This window comes from Gammaproteobacteria bacterium, from assembly GCA_033344735.1.
Taxonomy (GTDB): Bacteria; Pseudomonadota; Gammaproteobacteria; order UBA4575; family UBA4575; genus UBA1858.
Window position 1 is genome coordinate 931,639 of record JAWPMW010000001.1, and the last position, 19,056, is coordinate 950,694.

Annotated in this window: 14 protein-coding genes and 1 other RNA gene; 5 read left to right on the forward strand and 10 right to left on the reverse strand. The window is 40.0% G+C overall.

Translation table 11 applies throughout. The annotated features are described in order from the left end of the window. Position 1: 1 nt before the first annotated feature. The gene (gene rpoE, locus R8G33_04845; protein MDW3094985.1) at positions 2-577 is read right to left on the reverse strand and encodes an RNA polymerase sigma factor RpoE; all 576 of its coding nucleotides are present in this window, start codon (positions 575-577) and stop codon (positions 2-4) included. 139 nt (positions 578-716) lie between these two features. Here rpoE and nadB point away from each other — a divergent pair, with 139 nt between their 5' ends. Beyond that, positions 717-2,417, forward strand: a complete 1,701-nt coding sequence (gene nadB, locus R8G33_04850) for an L-aspartate oxidase (protein MDW3094986.1) — start codon at positions 717-719, stop codon at positions 2,415-2,417. Here nadB and orn read toward each other — a convergent pair. After that, positions 2,397-2,954 (reverse strand): oligoribonuclease, encoded by a 558-nt coding sequence (gene orn, locus R8G33_04855; GenBank protein MDW3094987.1) that lies wholly within the window; start codon positions 2,952-2,954, stop codon positions 2,397-2,399. The two genes, nadB and orn, sit on opposite strands and share 21 nt — an antisense overlap. Before the next feature lie 115 nt (positions 2,955-3,069). On the opposite strand from orn, the gene R8G33_04860 reads away from it, so the two are divergent. Continuing rightward, positions 3,070-3,357, forward strand: a complete 288-nt coding sequence (locus R8G33_04860; protein MDW3094988.1) for a cytochrome c — start codon at positions 3,070-3,072, stop codon at positions 3,355-3,357. Between the two features lie 13 nt (positions 3,358-3,370). Then, complete coding sequence (gene rsgA / locus R8G33_04865; protein ID MDW3094989.1) at positions 3,371-4,252, forward strand: ribosome small subunit-dependent GTPase A; 882 nt, start codon at positions 3,371-3,373, stop codon at positions 4,250-4,252. Between the two features lie 131 nt (positions 4,253-4,383). Here rsgA and R8G33_04870 read toward each other — a convergent pair whose 3' ends face one another. The 3 genes from R8G33_04870 to R8G33_04880 all read right to left on the reverse strand — a co-directional run bounded on the left by R8G33_04870 (position 4,384) and on the right by R8G33_04880 (position 13,745). Continuing rightward, positions 4,384-11,844: an Ig-like domain-containing protein gene (locus R8G33_04870; protein MDW3094990.1), complete on the reverse strand. Its 7,461-nt coding sequence runs from the start codon at positions 11,842-11,844 to the stop codon at positions 4,384-4,386. Between the two features lie 271 nt (positions 11,845-12,115). Continuing rightward, entirely contained in the window at positions 12,116-13,348 is a 1,233-nt protein-coding gene (locus tag R8G33_04875) for a cytochrome c peroxidase (protein MDW3094991.1), read from the reverse strand. Beyond that, the gene (locus R8G33_04880) at positions 13,326-13,745 is read right to left on the reverse strand and encodes a FixH family protein (GenBank protein MDW3094992.1); all 420 of its coding nucleotides are present in this window, start codon (positions 13,743-13,745) and stop codon (positions 13,326-13,328) included. Before R8G33_04880 ends, R8G33_04875 begins: the two co-directional genes overlap by 23 nt. 222 nt (positions 13,746-13,967) lie before the next feature. On the opposite strand from R8G33_04880, the gene R8G33_04885 reads away from it, so the two are divergent. Both R8G33_04885 and R8G33_04890 read left to right on the forward strand, forming a co-directional pair. Further along, complete coding sequence (locus R8G33_04885) at positions 13,968-14,279, forward strand: pyrimidine/purine nucleoside phosphorylase (GenBank protein ID MDW3094993.1); 312 nt, start codon at positions 13,968-13,970, stop codon at positions 14,277-14,279. 151 nt (positions 14,280-14,430) lie between these two features. Next, positions 14,431-14,697 carry a DksA/TraR family C4-type zinc finger protein gene (locus tag R8G33_04890; GenBank protein MDW3094994.1) on the forward strand — a complete coding sequence of 89 codons (267 nt, stop codon included), beginning with the start codon at positions 14,431-14,433 and terminating at the stop codon, positions 14,695-14,697. 64 nt (positions 14,698-14,761) lie between these two features. Here R8G33_04890 and recR read toward each other — a convergent pair whose 3' ends face one another. The 5 genes from recR to R8G33_04915 form a co-directional block, all read right to left on the reverse strand. Further along, the gene (gene recR, locus R8G33_04895; GenBank protein ID MDW3094995.1) at positions 14,762-15,364 is read right to left on the reverse strand and encodes a recombination mediator RecR; all 603 of its coding nucleotides are present in this window, start codon (positions 15,362-15,364) and stop codon (positions 14,762-14,764) included. 12 nt (positions 15,365-15,376) lie between these two features. Then, a complete protein-coding gene (locus R8G33_04900) occupies positions 15,377-15,703 on the reverse strand; it encodes a YbaB/EbfC family nucleoid-associated protein (protein MDW3094996.1) in 327 nt (108 codons plus the stop codon). After that, positions 15,700-17,391, reverse strand: coding sequence for a DNA polymerase III subunit gamma/tau (dnaX, locus tag R8G33_04905; protein MDW3094997.1), 1,692 nt, complete (start codon positions 17,389-17,391; stop codon positions 15,700-15,702). Before dnaX ends, R8G33_04900 begins: the two co-directional genes overlap by 4 nt. A 26-nt stretch (positions 17,392-17,417) precedes the next feature. Then, an RNA gene (ffs, locus tag R8G33_04910) (signal recognition particle sRNA small type) lies at positions 17,418-17,514 on the reverse strand. Positions 17,515-17,839: 325 nt separating this feature from the next. Further along, entirely contained in the window at positions 17,840-18,907 is a 1,068-nt protein-coding gene (locus R8G33_04915) for a permease (protein MDW3094998.1), read from the reverse strand. Positions 18,908-19,056: the final 149 nt, after the last annotated feature.

Here is a 19,056-nt window from a genome sequence, read left to right on the forward strand (position 1 = left end):
ATTAATCCATTAATGGCTGCACAACTTTATCGATCGCCTCACGCGCTCTAAAGATTCGCGATCGGACAGTACCAATAGGACATTCCATTGCCTCTGCTATTTCTTCGTAGCTCATTCCCTCTAACTCACGCAGTGTAATCGCCATCTTTAAATCATCGGGCAATTGACCGATCGCATCAAACACCCTGTTTTCTAACTCTTGCGATTGTAATACCCGATCTGGTGTAGCGTGATCGCGTAAAACAACAGCATCGTCAAAATACTCTGCATCATCAACATCCACTTGACGATCTGCCTGTCTGCGTGATGCTGATAACAAGTAATTCTTAGCAGAGTTCACCGCTATCCTATACAGCCATGTATAAAATGCCGCGTCTCCACGAAAATTTTTCAATCCTCGATAAGCCTTAATGAACGCTTCCTGCGCCACATCTTGAGCTTCCTCAGAGCGGACATAACGACTGACCAAGTTGACGACTTTAAATTGGTATTTCTTTACCAATAAGTCGAACGCGCGCGTATCTCCTTCTTTTGCTCGTGCAACCAGTTCTTTATCGTTATTATTATTCTCGCCCATCTTGGGGCTATCTCCTTGGGCGAATAGGTATCCGCTGGTGGTATGACTATTTTGAGTCAATGAAGTTCGCTCAAGCTCAGGTAGAGTGAGCAATTACGGCGATATACTAACGATTGATGCTAACGGCGTCACATATTTTATGACAGAATTAGAAGATATGAGCTTAAAATCAACAAATTCGAAGCCAAAATCGCACGATTACGATGTGCTTATCCTCGGCAGCGGTGCTGCAGGATTAAGTACCGCACTACATATTGAACAAAATTTGCGCATTGCAGTGCTATCCAAGGCTGAATTAAGCAGTGGAAATACATCCTACGCCCAAGGCGGCATCTCTGCAGTATTGGATGATAATGACTCATTTGAGCAACATATTGCCGATACTATCTCTGCTGGTGCTGGCCTTTGTGACCCAGATGTTGTCGCTAAAACCGTTTCCGAAGGCAGTGAAGTGATTGATTGGTTATTGTCTATTGGTGTAGATTTCACGCGCGACAATAACCCTCAAAATTCTCAGCAATTACACCTTACTCGAGAAGGTGGTCATACGCATCGGCGAGTTGCTCATGTGGCAGATGCTACTGGCAATGCCGTGCAAAACCAGCTCATAGATGAAGTGCGCAAATGTAATCATATAGACCTGCATTCTAACTACATAGCGGTTGATCTAATCACTACTCGAAAGTTGGGCATAAAAGACAACCGCTGTGTAGGTGCATATATTCTCAATATTCAAACTGGAGAAGTCGAAGTTTTCCGTGCCAAAAATGTAGTATTAGCTACCGGCGGCGCTAGCAAAGTGTACTTATATACTAGCAACCCTGATGGTGCCTGCGGAGATGGCCTTGCCATGGCATGGCGTGCAGGTTGTCGAACGGCAAATATGGAATTTATGCAATTCCATCCTACTTGTTTATATCACCCCAAAGCTAAATCTTATTTATTGAGTGAAGCCATTCGCGGTGAAGGTGGCAAAATTACCCTAGAAGATGGCACAGAATTTCTACATAACTTCGACCCCCGGGGTGTATTGGCACCGCGTGATATTGTGGCGCGAGCCATAGACTATATGATGAAAAAACATGGTCTAGACAATGTATTCTTAGATATTAGCCATAAATCAGCAGAATTCATTCAAAGCCACTTTCCCAATATTCATGCACGATGCCTTTCTTTAGGGTACGACATGACTAAACAGCCTATCCCTGTTGTGCCAGCAGCTCATTACACTTGTGGCGGCATTATTACCGACGAACATGGGCAGACTGATGTTGAACAGCTCTATGCAATTGGCGAAGTTGCATTTACAGGTCTTCATGGCGCAAACCGTATGGCAAGCAATTCCTTACTAGAATGTTTAGCTTATGGACGTTTCGCAGGTAGGCATATAAATAAATCAACTAACATCAATACAAACCACGCAGATATCCCAGCATGGGATGCCAGCCGCGTATCTGATTCAGATGAAGAAATTGTTGTTGCTCACAACTGGGATGAACTACGTCGCTTTATGTGGGATTACGTTGGCATAGTACGCAGCACAAAACGCATGCAGCGTGCAAAACATCGAGTGGATTTATTACTAAGCGAGATTGATGAGTACTACAGCAACTTTAAAGTCACAAGTGACTTAATCGAACTACGTAATATTGCAGTAGTTGCAGATTTAATTATTCGCAGCGCTTTAGAGCGCAGAGAAAGCCGCGGCTTACATTACACCTTAGATCATCCTGATACAGACACTTCAATGGATAATGTAAATACAATTCTAACACCGAATTTAAATGAACCTGTAGCAGGCTGGGATACTGAAACTCAATTAGCTGGAAACGACAAATAATTTTGCACGATAATGTTTTAATTCATCTATTGAATCACGTATATCTGCTAATGCTAAATGCTCTGATTCTTTATCAAATTCATATTCTTTACCTGGATACCAACGCTTAACTAGTTCTTTTAAAGTGCTGACATCTAAGTTTCGATAATGAAAAAATTCTTCCAAGGCTGGCATTTGTCGCGCCATAAAACGTCGATCTTGACAAATACTATTACCACACATAGGCGACGCACCTGCAGGCACGTGTTTTTCTAAGAAAGCAATGGTTTCAGCCTCAGCTTGAGCCAAATTATATTGACTATCCAGTACACGTTTAATTAGACCCGATTTACCATGTTGCTTTTGATTCCACTCATCCATCTGGTCCAAACGACTTTGTGGTAAGTGAATAGCAATCATTGGGCCTTCAGCAATTATATTGAGTTCTTTATCTGTGACAATGGTGGCTATTTCAATGATTTCATCATTGATCGTATCCAATCCGGTCATTTCTAAATCAATCCAAATGAGATTATTATCGTCTGTAGAATTTTCCATCTATAGGCCCACTATGCTATGACTAGCTGTATAATTGAGAAAAATCAGAGTGTACACCAACTCTCTTCATTTTATAAAAATTCAACTGTTAAAAATATCGAGAAATATTTATCTTATGAAATTATTACCCGTCCTACTATTACAACTCTTAATACTTATCTCACTGACCGCGCACGCACAGGATGGTCAGGCATTACACCAGTCAGAGTGCATTGAATGCCACAGTCGCATGACAGGCGGAGATGGACACGTAATTTATTCTCGTGATGATCGTATAGTAAAAAATATATCTGAGCTCTCAACACGTGTTACACATTGCTCAAATGGAGCCAATACTGGCTGGAATGCAAACCAAATTGATGCTGTAACAAAATATCTAAACGAGCGGTACTATAACTATTAATAGCACTTTATTTATGTATTTAGCACATGTCATCGCACGACAAGGAAATACATTTATTGTCGAAGATAAACATGGAAAACAGCATATCTGTCACGCAAGGAGCAAATCGGTTGATGCCGTTTGTGGAGACAAGGTTGAATGCGAACACAAAGATCAATCAAAAGACGTTATTAAAAAAATATGCTCACGTAAAAATCAAATAACACGTATAGACAACTTCAAACGAGAAAAAACCATTGCTGCAAACATCGATCATATTATTATCGTTGTCGCTGCTACACCAATATTTTCAACATCGCTGATTGACAAATATTTAGCCTGCGCACAACTCAATAATTGCAAAGCGACACTTACAATCAATAAAGCAGAAATACTCAATGATAATAATGTTAATATTTCTGAATTAGAGAATCTTTATAAAGAAATAGTAGATAATTTTATAATCACTAGTGCAAAACTAGGTTACGGCATTCAAACATTACGCCAAGCACTTTCCAATGAAACAAGCATTTTAGTTGGTCAATCAGGCGTTGGGAAATCATCATTAATTAACCGCCTACTTAGTAATAATAATATTAAAATTGGCGAGCTCTCAGAAAATATACAACAAGGCAAACACACCACCACTAATGCTTTTGCACATAACATTAATGATAATGGCAAACTAATAGACTCACCTGGCGTACGCATGTTCATGCCAATCTTCAAAAACTTAAAAGAAGTGATGCTAGGTTATAGCGAATTTCTTCCTCACATAGGAAAATGTAAATTCACAGACTGCCAACATATAAAAGAACCTAATTGCGCAATCAAAGCGGCCGTAGAAAAAAATACTATTCACAGAGATCGCTACAATAGCTATTTAGAAAATATACAGGAAGTTAAAAATACATAATATTTATCTGCAAATATCTTATACCAGGAAAACTCTACTCTTAACTACACTATCCCAGTTTGGATTATTTGCTATGAGATTTGTGCATCACCATAAAGGCGACGCACAAATAAAGAACAACTAAATACTATTTAAAATGCTTGAATTAGATTAAGTCTAACACCACTAATTTGAGTATTATCTTCACGAAGGAAGAATGTTACTACGTGTTGCCCTGGTGTAAGATTAAGTGTTACCGCACCACTCTCTCCTCGGTTTGTAACAAGTGTAGGCACAAATGAACTATAGTGTTGTCCTGTATCCCATAAGTATGGTGTTGATGGACCACCATCAACTTGGACAAAGAATGAATCTGAGCCAAAGCTATTTGCAAAAATATCTGCTTCTATTTGATAGAGTCCTGCAGTTGTAACATTAAATGTAAACTGCGCTGATCCAGTACTTGGCGTGAAACTATAGTAATCACCAAATGATTCTGGCACGTGTATGTACTGGCCATTTGCAGCTAACACAAAGGCACCTGATAAACTTGCAGAACTAGCAGGCAAATCTAGTACTTCAGGACCACCACCAGTATCAGCCTCAACTGTAATAGACACCGCTGCGCTGGTTGTCGTGGCTGCTTCATTATCTGTCACTACTGCTGTCAAGCTATACGCACCTTCAGTCGCACCATTCCAAGTAAAGCTGTATGGTGCAGTGATGTCACTACTTAACAATGTTGTTCCAGCATAAAAATCTACACTGGTAACACTACCGTCACTATCTGAAGCAGATGCTGTAATGTTTATTGTATCACCGACAGTAAATGTTGCATTCGCGGCAGGTGCTGTAATCACTACTGTAGGATCAACATTAGCTGGCACCGTAACCGTGATATCAATTGCCACACTTGTAGTGGTCGCGGCTTCATTATCAGTCGCAACTGCTGTCAAGCTGTGAGCACCTTCAGTCGCACCATTCCAAGTGAAACTATATGGCGCAGTAGTGTCTGTACTTAACAATGTTGCTCCGTCATAAAAATCCACACTTGTTACAGTACCATCACTATCCGATGCAGATGCTGTGATGTTTATTGCATCGCCTAGAGTAAATGTCGCGTTTGCGGCAGGTGCTGTAATCGCTACTGTAGGATCAACATTAGCTGCCGGAGTATTTACATTGATATTTATAGCTGCACTTGTAGTGGTCGCGGCTTCATTATCTGTCGCAATTGCTGTCAAGCTGTGAGCACCTTCAGTCGCACCATTCCAAGTGAAGCTATATGGTGCAGTGGTATCTGTACTTAATAGTATTGCTCCATCATAAAAATCTACACTGGTAATACTACCGTCACTATCTGAAGCAGATGCTGTAATGTTTATTGCATCACCCACAGTGAATGTTGCATTCGCAGCAGGTGCTGTAATCGCTACTGTAGGATCAACATTAGGTGGCGGTGTTACCGTGATATTAACATCACCACTTACAGAAACATCACCATCATCATCAGTTGCAACCGCAGTGACTATATGTGCACCCTCTGCAGCACCATTCCAGGTAAAGCTATATGGCGCAGTGGTATCTGTGCTTAACAATATTGCTCCATCATAAAACTCTACACTTGTTACAGTGCCGTCACTATCTGAGGCATCAGCAATTAAGGTAATAGCGTTACCAAAAACAAATGATGCATTGTCGGATGGTGCCGTTAAATTTACAGTTGGTTCAATATTTGGAATTGGCTGATTGACGCTGATATTAACTATCGCACTTGTCGTTGCCGCCCCTTCATTGTCAGTTGCAACTGCAGTCAAGCTATGAGCACCTAATGATGCTCCATTCCAAATGAAGCTGTAAGGCGCATTAACATCGGTACTTAACAACGTGGCACCATCATAAAACTCAACACTTATAATTGAACCACCTGGATCTGTTGCATCAGCAGTTAATGAAATAGCGTCACCGACAGTATAGGTAGCATTTGCTATAGGCGCAGTAAGGCCTACTGTTGGCGCAACATTTTGAGATGGTTGATCTAGGATTAGTTTTACGTTACTTAACTGAGTACCAGATTCTCGATGGTAAAAAGTTACGACATGCTCACCTGCTGATAAATTAACAGTCACTGGATCAGTTTCACCACGATTAATGATCAGTAGAGGTGTGAAAGTATTCTGTATTTCCGTATCCCATAAATAAGGTGTATTTGGCACACCATCAACACGAATATAAAATGAATCCGACGTATCATCATTAGCTAGTACCGTTGCCTCAATCTGATATGTCCCCGCAGTCACAACATTAAATGTAAACTCTGCATAACCTGCACTTATTCCAAAGTCATAGGCAGGTTCGATATTTTGTGGAACCTCGATAAACTGATTATCAGGAGAAAGTGCAAATGCTCCAAATATAACTGCATCTTGAGCTGCCTGCTCTAAAACCTCTAAACCTGTATCGCCGAATGGTGTTTCATCAGCATTATCACCAATACCATCACCATCGGTATCTTGTGTTTCCGTTGGATCATTCGGGAATACATCACTGTTATCACCAACACCGTCACCATCGGTATCTTGTGTTTCTGTTGGATCATTCGGGAATGCATCTTCTGTATCTAGAACGCCATCACCGTCACTATCTATAAAGCTAGCTTGTTCTAGGTAAGCAGACAATTGATCAAGTTCTGTAGAACTTAAGGTTACAGTATTATGCGCACTAATCGCTTCAGCAACAGTTTGTGCCGAGCCGTCATGTAAATAAGGTGCAGTCTTAAAGATACCAAGCAATGTTGGAGTATCAAAGCCATCAAGAGTTGACCCTAAACGTTGGCCACTAGCGGTATCAATTGTGCCAATATCATGCAATAGAGCTTGCTCAGAATCTGTCAACAAAATCCCAGTATGGCAACTTGTACAACCACTATTATTAAATACAATTTCACCCGCGATTGCTTCAGCTGTCATATCAACCGCAGCAACGGCATATGGATTGGCAGGTATTTCAGTCAATGAATTCACGTAAGCGGCTAATGCATCAAGATCAGCACTAAGACCTGCCTTTGGAATACCCAGCGTGTCGCTAGTTGCAGTAAAATCAGCTTCACTCATCAAACCAGTGCCCGCCGATAGATCGCGAATTTGTCCTTCAAAGTCTTGCACTTCATCAAAGTTACTTGACCAGTGAAGTCTGCCATGACCTGCGCCATGACCTTGTAATGAAATGGTGTTACGTAGACCTTCACCAAATGCACTGATGTCCCAAACTCGACCATCACTATCACCTTCGTTATGACATGACGCACAACTCATGTAATTATCAAGTGCTAAACGATCATCAGCTGCATCATAAAATAGTTGCTTGCCTAGGAAGACATCAGATGTTAATTGCTCACCACCTACAACATTCACCGGACTAAGCAAATTCAATGCAGGCAGATCCGTTTCAATCATTTCAGTCAAGTCAAAGCGTGAAATACTTCTATCCATAAAGTTATGCACATACGCAATACTACTATCAGTAGATAACGCAACGCCTTGAGGTGCACGGCCTGTTGGTAAACGCATTACTTCAAAATTATTAACAATATCAAACACACCAAGTTCACGACTGGTCTCTAAAGCAACGAGCAAGTAACGACTGTTGCCTGTTATTGCAGCACCAGTAGCAACACTAGCATTATCAAAATCAATACTAATGTTTACACTGTCTTCAGTTTCAGTAGTTAGATCAATACGTGATGTATTCGCTCTAACAGTTGTATCGAATGTCATGCCTGGCTTGCCGCGCAATAGACCTGAATCAACATTATCTTTCTTAGAAGGAATAAACCCGTTCTGATTATCAAAAGAAATAACAGGCGCATTCAGATAGTTTGGCATGCCTGGTCCCTGACTCTCAGAGATGAAACGATTATCGTAACTAAGTGCGATAGTATTGGTTAAACTCATTGATGGTGGATCGATAACAAATACTTCAGCAGCACCATTTTGCGTATCTACAACCAATGTACTCTCACCAGGAATTGGTGGCGTTATAAAATTAGTAACTAACAAACGACTATCATCATATGTCATCGCAATATGACGCGGTGTGCCTGTCAATTGAGTACTCGCAATGACAGCGTGAGTCACAGCATTACGCGCTTCTACATGCGCCGTTGCTTCCAATACTAAGTAGTAGTTCGAACCAAGACTGTCGAAAACAATTCCGTGAGGTTGCGTGCCAAACGGCAAGCTAATTGTTTGCTCAACAACGAGTGTTTGAGTATTGATAACACTGATTGTTGCATCTTTTTTATTGGTTACATATACAAGATTTGCATTAGGTGCTTTAGCCAACGACCAAGGATTAAGACCAACAGGAATTTCTTGAATTAGATTTCCAGCTTCACTTGTTACAGACACCGAATTATTATCTGGGTTAACATTCCAGATACGGTCAGCACCAGTACTAGTTTCAACAATTAGTGTTGTCGAATTGCGGGGGGCTGTTGGTAAGTTAGCAAGATTTGAACCACCCGTAGGTGTTGAATCAATATTATCTCCATAACCATCACCATCGGAATCTGCTGTTTCAGTAGGATCATTCGGGAATGCATCTGCATTATCACCCACACCATCACCGTCTGTGTCGGCTGATTCAGCTGGATCATTCGGGAACGCATCTGCATTATCACCGACGCCATCACCATCAGTATCAACTGTTTCAGTTGGATCATTAGGGAACGCATCTTCCGTATCAATGACACCATCTCCATCGCTGTCAACTGGGCCATTTGCCTGTACTAAAATCAGCTTTAACTCACTTAATTGCGTGCCTGATTCTCGATGGTATAGCGTGACTACGTGATTGCCTGCTGAAAGATCTACCGCAACTGGGTCTGTCTCACCGCGATTAATTATTAGCAATGGTGTGAAAGTGTTTTGTATTTCTGTATCCCATAAATACGGTGTGCCCGGCGCACCATCGACACGTACATAAAATGAATCTGATGTATCATCAGTTGCTTGAACTGTCGCTTCTATTTGATAAATACCAGGAGTTGTTACATTGAATGTAAATTCAGCAGATCCTGCACTTTCACTAAAATCATAAGCGGGCACAACAGATTGCGGCACCTGAATGAATTGATTGTCTGGAGATAACTCAAAAGCACCAGACAGAACAGCTGCATTGGCTAACAACGCAAGCTCAGTATTGCCTCCACCATTATTACCGCTACCTTCTTCCACAACTATAGAGACTGGGACACTAGTGGCAATGGCACCGTCATTATCAGTTGCATCTGCAGTTAAAATATGAGCACCCTCAGTGGCACCATTCCAAATAAAACTATATGGAGCAGTGGTGTCAGTACCTAGCAATACTGCACCATCATAAAAGTCTACACTTGTAATATTACCATCACTGTCAGCTGCATCCGCAGTTATCGTTATAGCATCATCTTCTGTAAAGATTGCATTAGCTGCCGGTGCAGTTATGCTAACAGTTGGTAATATATACGGTGTTGGGTCAGAGTTGTCTCCGATACCATCACCATCTGTATCTTTTGTTTCGGTAGGATCATTAGGAAATGCGTCACTATTATCGCCGACACCATCGCCATCTGAGTCTGTAGTTTCAGTAGGATCATTAGGAAAAGCATCTTCGCTATCTGGCACACCATCACCATCACTGTCACCTGGACTTTGAGGATCTCTTAAAATTTGAATAGTCCTTCCAATCGATGGCGTATCATCACCGTTCATAGCAAATAACCAGTAATTACCTGCAATTAAAACGTTTGGATTAGAAAACATTGTCAAAGTAAATGTACCGTCACCATTATCGATAGAAGACACAGGGACAACACGCTGATCAGTATTCAAATGGTGAGTCGTTGCTGATAAACGAACCATTGAAAAACTTTGTGTATCAGCACTTGCGCTTACAGTTATCTCATCACCAGCTCCAGCTTGTGATGGAGCGTTTGTGATTACCGGACGCGTTGCGAGTGAACCATCATTGTTGTACAAATAGGGAGGAGAATAAATCTGTGCATCAAGATGATTTGCATCACAATTACCACACGCTCCACCGCCGGCAGAAAATACGCGCGCATCTTTCATCAATATAGCAGTTGAGTGATATGTTCTAGGAATTGTTATCGAATCAACAATTCTCCAGCTATCTGTTTCTGGAGTATATATTTCTGATTCAAAGACAGCGCCGAAGTCAGTAAAATTAAATGCGCTTGTATTTCCACCAACTACAATCACTTCACCATTTGGCAAGGTCACTGAGTTACTGTATGCACGTGGAAAAGTCATCGGCGCACCTTGTGTAATAACAGGTGTAGGACCATTCAGGTCAACAAGATGCACATTAGTGTTAAGGACTGGTGGGGTCTCGCGTGTGTCTGAACCACCAATTAAAAGAACTTTACCTACATCATAAGTAACTACATTTCCCCACATTCTTGCGCGATTACCTGTAGGTTGTCCCAAATCTTGGTTTGCAGTGTCATCTATGGGATCAAAAGAATGCAAGGTCGGTGTCGGTCCACCATGAAATACTCTGCCATTAGGTTGAACTGCTAAAAGAGCATACCACTCCATATTTCCGCCGCCGCCTTGGATATTATTATGCTCTTGCAATAAAGTTTGCATACTAACGTTTGGCGTCCTGATCCAAGAGTTTAAATCCGGGTCATATTTTTCAGAGCGATTGCCCGCACCTCTTGCAAACGTTGAAAATATTTGATTATTTGGCAGCGTTATATTTGTTCCATACCATCTTTCATCAAACATGTCCGGTAATGGCCCCCACGTTAAAGTATTTGGATCAAAACTACTTGTACGTGCATCTTGAGGATTTCCACCTGACGCAACTATGACGCCATTTTCTAAAGTAGATACACCAGTACAGAACATATCGTGAAAATTATTGTCAGTCGTTTGAAAAGTATTATTTGATGGATCAAAAACAGCTGAATGTGTATAAAAATTTCCCGCAGGAAAACTATCCGGCTCACTAGCCGACCACGTCAATATACGTCCATCAGTTAATGTAGCAGCGTAAATAGCAATATGAGGCCAATCAATTACTGGTCCCCATTGGCCCATTTCTTTCAGTGTGGAGAGATCACCATTTAGTGCACCATCGGCTGGAATCGCCTCAAATCCTCCACCAGCAACTCTATATTGGACGTCTAAAAATCCATTTGTACCTTTAGAAAAATATTCAACACGTAATTGATATACACCAGGGTTTAAAAACAATTGCCCACCTACCGTAATCGGTGCATGCAAGCCATCATTATCAACAATAAGATTGTTATCAATTAAAAGTGCCGAACCATCATCAGAAGTAGTTTGAAATTCATAAGTTCCAGCTGTAGTGACTGATATTTGATTTGTAAAAACTAAACCGAAGGTATCAGTTTGGGACGTCACGTTTAGAGAAATAGTATCGTTGGTACCTGTTGCTATAGGACTTAAAGCAGTAAAATCTGGCAATTCATCATAATCTCCATCGTACACACTGTAGTCGAACTGTGAATATGCTGTTGAGCAAAATACGATTAACAACAGTGTAAAAGCTGAAGTTAGTCTAACTAATTGTGACATAGTAAGTTTCTCAAAATTATTAGTATTTAAGCGGTAAATAAATTTTATTACCCTGATCTTATATAATGAGTACTACTAATTCATTACTACTATTACGTATTTGTGATCATCTTCTCCCTTTTATCTGGAGTAATGTCTTTTTTGTCTAATCCGACAGTTTTACTTGTATAAATTAGGATAAAGCAGAAAAGATAAATATTTTTGAGAGAATATTATGAGAAAAGATAAATTCTTTCTCTCACAATAAGTTAAGGTCTGAATTGTTCCGCAGTTATTTAACTGACAACATATTTAAAAAAGCGACTAAATGATCAAGCTGCTCTGATTGTAAATTCAGTGGCTTTAATTCATGAGCGCCATTATCAGTAGGTGGATGATTATAAAATTCCACAACCTCCTTTAATGTGTTAAATCGACCATCATGAAAATAAGGTCCAGTTAACTCAACGTTGCGCAGTGATGGAGTTTTGTAGGCTCCATGAAGTGGAATATGATTAGTGCGATTTAGAAATCTCAGCGCCGTGCAACTATCAGGTTTAGCATCACTATAAGCACCCAAGCAATTAAATTCATCCATCAACACTGCTTGAAGTCCAAAGACGCGACCAAAATCAAGCTTGCCTCCTTCAAATCTTCCACTACCAACATTATGAAATCCACCATTAGTCAATAACGCTCCATTATGGCACTGCATACATTGTGTTTTCTCAGGATCAATAAACAATTTAATCCCTTCTATCTCATCTTTAGTGGGTTCAATGACTTGATTATTTTTATCGAATAACTGATCAACATAGTTATCAAATCGACTAGGCTTAGGTGCTAACGTTCTTTCATAGGCTTCAATCACCTTACCTAGATTAGAGTACACTCTATTTATCTTTTTCTGCGTTAAAATAGGTAAACGATACCAGTTATCCTGTGTTTTCATATCACCAAATGGTCCAGCGTGTTTAGGCAAATCACTACTTAGAAAATTTTTCGGAAATTCACCAAAAATTGACTCGTACATGTCGCGATAGTTCTCATCTTGAGTGACAATACGTACCACAGCAAGGCGACTGCTGCCCATCTCGTCCTTTGCCTCAAATGGTATAAGCGCTTGTGCCCAAAGTGAATCTCGACGACCATCCCAATAAAACCATCGCAACCATCCACTACCAACAATCGTGGGAGTATTTCTTCCTGCAGTGTTTTTACTGTTTATATGAGGCAGACCATCTGTGAAATATTTATCTGGTTGATGACAAGTAGCACAAGATGTATCACCATTGCCACTTAAACGTTCATCAAAAAAAAGTTTCTCTCCAAATGATTTGGCTTGAGGAAGATCAGCAAAACGATTAGATGCGCTATCAGGCAAAGAAGGCAACGCAGAAAGTGATAGCGACTGCAATATAGATAACTCATATTTAGTCCACTGCCTGTCGCCTGCAAAACAGAATACTGGCAGGCAAAAAGTTATAAGCAAAGTTAACGCGTTAAAACGAGAGTTCAATATCAAAACGTGCTCGATCTTTATAAGATGAATTTTGGATATAAAAATTCAATGTCCATTCTCCAGACATATTAAACAACATACCTTCAATCAAATAGCTTCCATCACCGAAATATTCAGTGACAATTGGTTGCGAAGGCAACCCATGTCCATGTCCCAACATTCCGCCTTCCACAGTAATATTTACATCATCAATCGCATAACCAGAAAGATCTTTAACAACTATTATCCAATTATGGTACTGACCAATCTGATATTGCTCAGCTTGCGGTTGAATTAACACTTTTAGAGATCCGCTTTGAGAAAAAACTTCCCAGGAAGCTTTATCTGCATGCAGTACAAAACTGATGAGAATAATTAAAACTCCAAAAATACTAGAATTAAAAGCACGAAATTTATTCATAAACTAAAGCATATAGGTTGCACCACAACTCGACATCATTGGCATTTTCTATTCGTGATCATTATCACTATTTTATATGAATCAATATATTATTTGTCTAAAATCACTCACCACTCAGAGGGATTAATCGAGGAAAGTCATAGCATTCTCACAAAGACTAGACCTGTACTTAAAAACACACAATAATCGCCTATTATTATATTTATTTAGAGGGATTTCTTCATGTCTAAATTCGACAATGTTTCCATTGTTAAAGAAGCAAATGTTTACTTTGACGGGCAAGTCACTAGCCGTTCAGTGATTTTTCAAGATGGCTCTCTCAAAACTCTCGGTATAATGTTACCTGGCGAGTATGAGTTCAGTACCGATGACAAAGAGCTAATGGAAATCACCATAGGCTCTCTAAAAGTACTCCTGCCGGGCAGTGATTGGAAAAATATCAACGCTGGAGATAGCTTTGAAGTTCCAGCAAATTCAAAGTTCCAATTAAAAGTCTCAAAAACGACAGATTATTGCTGTAGCTTTATTAAATAATGGATTGGGTCAGCGCACTTCTAATTGGTTTATTAGCCTCCACCTTATTGGCTTACTTTTTTGGTATATTTCACTACCCCTATGGTGTTCTCATTCTACTCGCGTTATTAGTATCTAGAATTTTATTAATTAAAAGCAAAGGAAAGTAACAATGGCAGGAGGATGGTCACGAGATGGCGCAATTCAAGATCAAATTGATGCAAGCATTGAAGACGCAGTTAAGCAAGCGCGCAGTCAATTACCAAAAGGCTCAGGACTAGACTATTGCGAAGAATGTGAAACTGAGATTCCACAAGCACGTCGAGATGCTATGCCTGGAGTTCGCCTATGCATAAAATGTCAGGAGCAACTTGATGCGACTCAAAAAAATTTTGTCGGATTTAATCGACGTGGCAGCAAAGATAGCCAACTAAGATAATTATAAATATGAATCAAATAGCCTTTTGGGAGTTTTTCATTTGTACAACTCTTATATAAAAACTTCAATCATATTCAGTTCTTGTTTCAAAAGCTTGAGATAATGTATTGAGGTCTAAGTATTCTAGCTCACCTCCTATAGGCACACCTTGCGCTAATCTAGTGGTTTTTAAGCCATTTTTCTTCACCATTTCTGCAATGACGTGTGCAGTCACCTCACCCTCCATGGTTGAACTAGTAGCTAAGATGATTTCTTCAAGGTTACCCGACTTCAGGCGATCTTCTAATATATCCAAACCTAATTTTTCAGGGCCAATTCCATCTAAAGGTGATAATTTCCCCATTAATACAAAATAAACACCGTTGTAGATTGTACCATTTTCGATTGCCATTAAGTCTGTAGGAGTCTCCACAATACACATTTGAGAAGATTTGCGATTTGGACTATTGCAGATTTCACATACTTTTTCTTCTGTGTAGTTTCGGCATTGGCTACAATGCTTAATACTCTCCACTGCCTTACAAATAACCTGACCAAGCTTGATCGATTTATCTTGCTCAATTTTTAATAGGTGTAGCGCCATGCGTTGCGCTGACTTTTGACCAACACCTGGTAACAATTTCAGAGAATCTATTAGCTCTGTGAGCAATGGGGAATGTTCCGCCATTCGCAGTCCTTTTTAGAAAGGTAGCTTCATGCCTGGTGGCAACGACATGCCAGAAGTGAGACCTGCATATTTTTCTTTGGTAGTTTCCTCTAGCTTATGAACTGCATCATTCATTGCTGCAGCAATTAAGTCTTCTAACATATCTTTATCATCACCAATTAAACTATCGTCAATCGCAATACGTTTGACTTCGTGACTACCCATCATGGTGATCTTAACCATACCGCCACCTGATTGACCCTCCACTTCAATGAGCTTGATTTCTTCCTGCGCTTTTTGCATGTCTTCTTGCATTTTTTGCGCCTGCTTCATCAAATTACCTAACCCACCTTTCATTATTTACCCTCTTGTTTTGGTTGTAGTGATCCTGGCACTATTTCAGCCTGCATATCTCTCTTTAATGCCTTAATAAATTCATCTTGCTCTAAACCAACTTCCGCTTTACTTAAGCGCTCTGCTTCACGGTCCCTAGTATGCTGTGCTGGACTGTCAATGCTATCCGCTATCACTTCAATTAACACTTTCGTATTTTCACCAAATGTCTCTTTTAGTTTTTGCGTTAACTTCGACACTGTGGCTCCGGCCATTAAGCTTTCATGCTCACTTGCTAATAATAACTTCATGTCATTGCCTTGATAACTTTGTAGTGCGCAATGAGTGGCAAGGGCTCTTACCACACCAGCAAATTCGGCTTTTTCAATAATCTCCAACCAATCAGCTGGATCAGCTGTTACAGGACGCACTGCAGGCTGCGCAACTTTGACTGAGCCTTGTTCAGACGCAGATTGTATATCAATTGATTTCGGTGTTTCGACTTGTTGTCTAGATGATGGCGGTGCTGCTTTAGACGACGGATTATTTTCTGGAATAGCTCCAACCATCGCTGTAGCTTTACCTGACGGCACTGTAGATATTCTCTTAGCATGTGGTACTTTACTTTCACCGCCCGGCCTAAACATAATCATACGCAAGACTGCCATTTCAAAACCAGCACGCGGGGAATGTGCTAAATATAGATCTTTACGGCTATTCAATACAATTTGATAAAACAATTGAATATCTTCAGCCGTAAGTTTTCCGCTGACCATTTTTATAGTATCACCAAACAAGGCAATCTGTTCTTTATGTTCTGGGACAGCTTGCGAAATTGCAGATGCATGAAAAATCATGATCATCTGATCAAGTAATTTAGTAAAATCCACATTCAAGGTCGTTAATGAATGAATTAACTCAATTGATTTAGCTGGATCAAAATCACAAATAGCATCAATTAATGCATTAACCTGTTCACTCGGTACTGTGCCAAGCATTTGACTCACAGTTTGCTCAGAAACATCTGCACCTGAATAAGCGATTGCTTGATCAAGCAAACTCAAAGCATCACGCATACTGCCATCTGCTGATTCGGCCAATTGAATAAGTGCCGGTGTTTCATATTTAATCTCTTCTAACGCTAATACCTTAGCTAACTGTTCAGCAATTTTTTCGGTGGAGATATGGCGCAATGTAAATTGCAAACAACGAGACAATACCGTCACTGGAAGCTTTTGTGGATCTGTCGTCGCCAATAAAAACTTCACATGTTCAGGCGGCTCCTCTAAAGTCTTTAGCAATGCATTGAAACTATGCCCTGATAACATGTGCACTTCATCAATCAGGTATATTTTAAATCGACCTCTGGTAGGAGCGTATTGAACATTCTCCAATAATTCACGCGTATCTTCTACGCGCGTTCTGGATGCTGCATCAACTTCTATTAAATCAACGAAACGCCCTTCAGTAATCGACTGACAAGCATCACAGTTTCCACATGGTTCGCTAGTAATTCCTTGCTCACAAGTAAGTGCTTTAGCCAGCACTCTTGCTACGGTAGTTTTACCCACCCCACGAGTACCGGAAAATAAATAAGCATGGTGAAGTCGATTCGCCTTAAGCGCATTCACCAGTGCCGTGACCACATGGTCTTGGCCAACAATATCGGCAAACGTCTGCGGACGCCATTTTCGCGCTAGTACTTGATGAGACATTGATTAAATTTTGTTTTGGCGGCAACCTGTGCCAGTAGGAACTCAGCACCCGAATCAACTGTTACCGTTGCTCCCTTCCGGGCCTGGCGGGGTTCACAATTTATCGCTGCAAAGGAACCGACACAGATCACCAGTACACTTTACGTCATAGTAACATTTCAGCATCAAAAAGCCGTGTTTTAGCAAGCCCTATAAATTTGCTGAGACGTTTATATTATTAAGGTGTGGGCAACATACTTGGATTAAAAGTGAAGTCAAGATACAAATACTTTGTCATAATTATATCTTTACAAATCAATACTATATAAACAATTATTAAATTTTAATTTTCAAATACGAGATAAGTTAAAATTTTATGACAAGCAGAATTGTATGCAATTTGCTCAATAAAACGTGAATTACATGTATCTGAGAATGTAATGTACTCACAAATTTCTTGGTGATCTCACTATGAGGTTTGCAAATTGACCAACCAAGCGATAATAAATATTTGCGGAACAGTAATTAAAGGTAAAAATAAGGCTATCTTCCAGGAGCGTGTCGATTCTTTAAGCACCATTACTTCCGTATAGTCTGTGGAAACACCAGCCATTAAAAACGCAAAACTATTACCAGGAGATTTAGCACGTGTTAGTAAATCAGCAGCGATTGGTGCTGAACCTTCAGAACATACTTCTATTACCGTGGCTGCTATAAGGGTAAAAATTAGACCAACCATGGTCGGACCGAAATATTGCTGAAACAAAGATACGTCAACAAAGGCACGAATTAGACTGGCCAGTAACACTCCGAATAAAATCCATCTCACTACCATGCGTGATTCTAAAATCCCGCTTTTGAGCATATCCAAACATGTATTTGTGTTAAATGTTGCTAAGGACAACTGCATTTTGGCTTCATACCAGAAATTAAATTCGCTAGGTAATTCTATGGTATGAGAGTTAGCGGGCAATACACCTTTTTTTTCCAAAGAATCAAATAACCAACCAGAAAACAAGGCAATAAGCATTGAGGCAAAAATAAAAAATAATGTCCACTTCAAACCAATCAAAGCAAATAAAATTATTGTTAATGAAAATGAATTCCATGGGCTTGCAATTAAAAATGCCATCACTTGCCCAACACTCGCACCTCTTTCATATAATTTAGCACCTACCATCAAGATACCATGACTACATAAATCTAATAAGACGCCACCTATAGTTGCACGCATTATTCCACCAAAGCCTGTTCCGGTACCTAAAACACAAATAACAAATTCACGTGGCACTTTTGATAATAACGCCAGCATTACTATACCTAGCAATATTCCCCACCATACGATATTCAATAAAGAATATACGGATTGCGCCATTACTTCTAACCATTGCACTTGCTCTATAACAACTAAAAACTGCCAATGCAAAACATATAATATAGTGCAGAATAATATCGAACCCCATAGCAAATAATCCACTGAACTACCGGGCTCATGACAGCTACTTTCCTGTTTAGGTGAATTACAACAACTTGACATCAAATTCCAATGCAATAGGGTTAATTAACTTATGCTAAATAAAAAAGTTTAATCATTAAACATGTAATCTCTATATTACACTGATTCACTGGGCAATTCTCACAGCAATATAACCCGATTGTTTAAGCAAAAATTAATCACAGAATTGC

What these genes read in the sequence shown, in the direction of transcription:
- rpoE (MDW3094985.1), bottom strand. Translation starts at nt 577, where the DNA reads ATGGGCGAGAATAATAATAACGATAAAGAACTGGTTGCACGAGCAAAA.
- nadB (MDW3094986.1), top strand. Translation starts at nt 717, where the DNA reads ATGACAGAATTAGAAGATATGAGCTTAAAATCAACAAATTCGAAGCCA.
- orn (MDW3094987.1), bottom strand. Translation starts at nt 2,954, where the DNA reads ATGGAAAATTCTACAGACGATAATAATCTCATTTGGATTGATTTAGAA.
- R8G33_04860 (MDW3094988.1), top strand. Translation starts at nt 3,070, where the DNA reads ATGAAATTATTACCCGTCCTACTATTACAACTCTTAATACTTATCTCA.
- rsgA (MDW3094989.1), top strand. Translation starts at nt 3,371, where the DNA reads ATGTATTTAGCACATGTCATCGCACGACAAGGAAATACATTTATTGTC.
- R8G33_04870 (MDW3094990.1), bottom strand. Translation starts at nt 11,844, where the DNA reads ATGTCACAATTAGTTAGACTAACTTCAGCTTTTACACTGTTGTTAATC.
- R8G33_04880 (MDW3094992.1), bottom strand. Translation starts at nt 13,745, where the DNA reads ATGAATAAATTTCGTGCTTTTAATTCTAGTATTTTTGGAGTTTTAATT.
- R8G33_04885 (MDW3094993.1), top strand. Translation starts at nt 13,968, where the DNA reads ATGTCTAAATTCGACAATGTTTCCATTGTTAAAGAAGCAAATGTTTAC.
- R8G33_04890 (MDW3094994.1), top strand. Translation starts at nt 14,431, where the DNA reads ATGGCAGGAGGATGGTCACGAGATGGCGCAATTCAAGATCAAATTGAT.
- recR (MDW3094995.1), bottom strand. Translation starts at nt 15,364, where the DNA reads ATGGCGGAACATTCCCCATTGCTCACAGAGCTAATAGATTCTCTGAAA.
- dnaX (MDW3094997.1), bottom strand. Translation starts at nt 17,391, where the DNA reads ATGTCTCATCAAGTACTAGCGCGAAAATGGCGTCCGCAGACGTTTGCC.
- R8G33_04915 (MDW3094998.1), bottom strand. Translation starts at nt 18,907, where the DNA reads ATGTCAAGTTGTTGTAATTCACCTAAACAGGAAAGTAGCTGTCATGAG.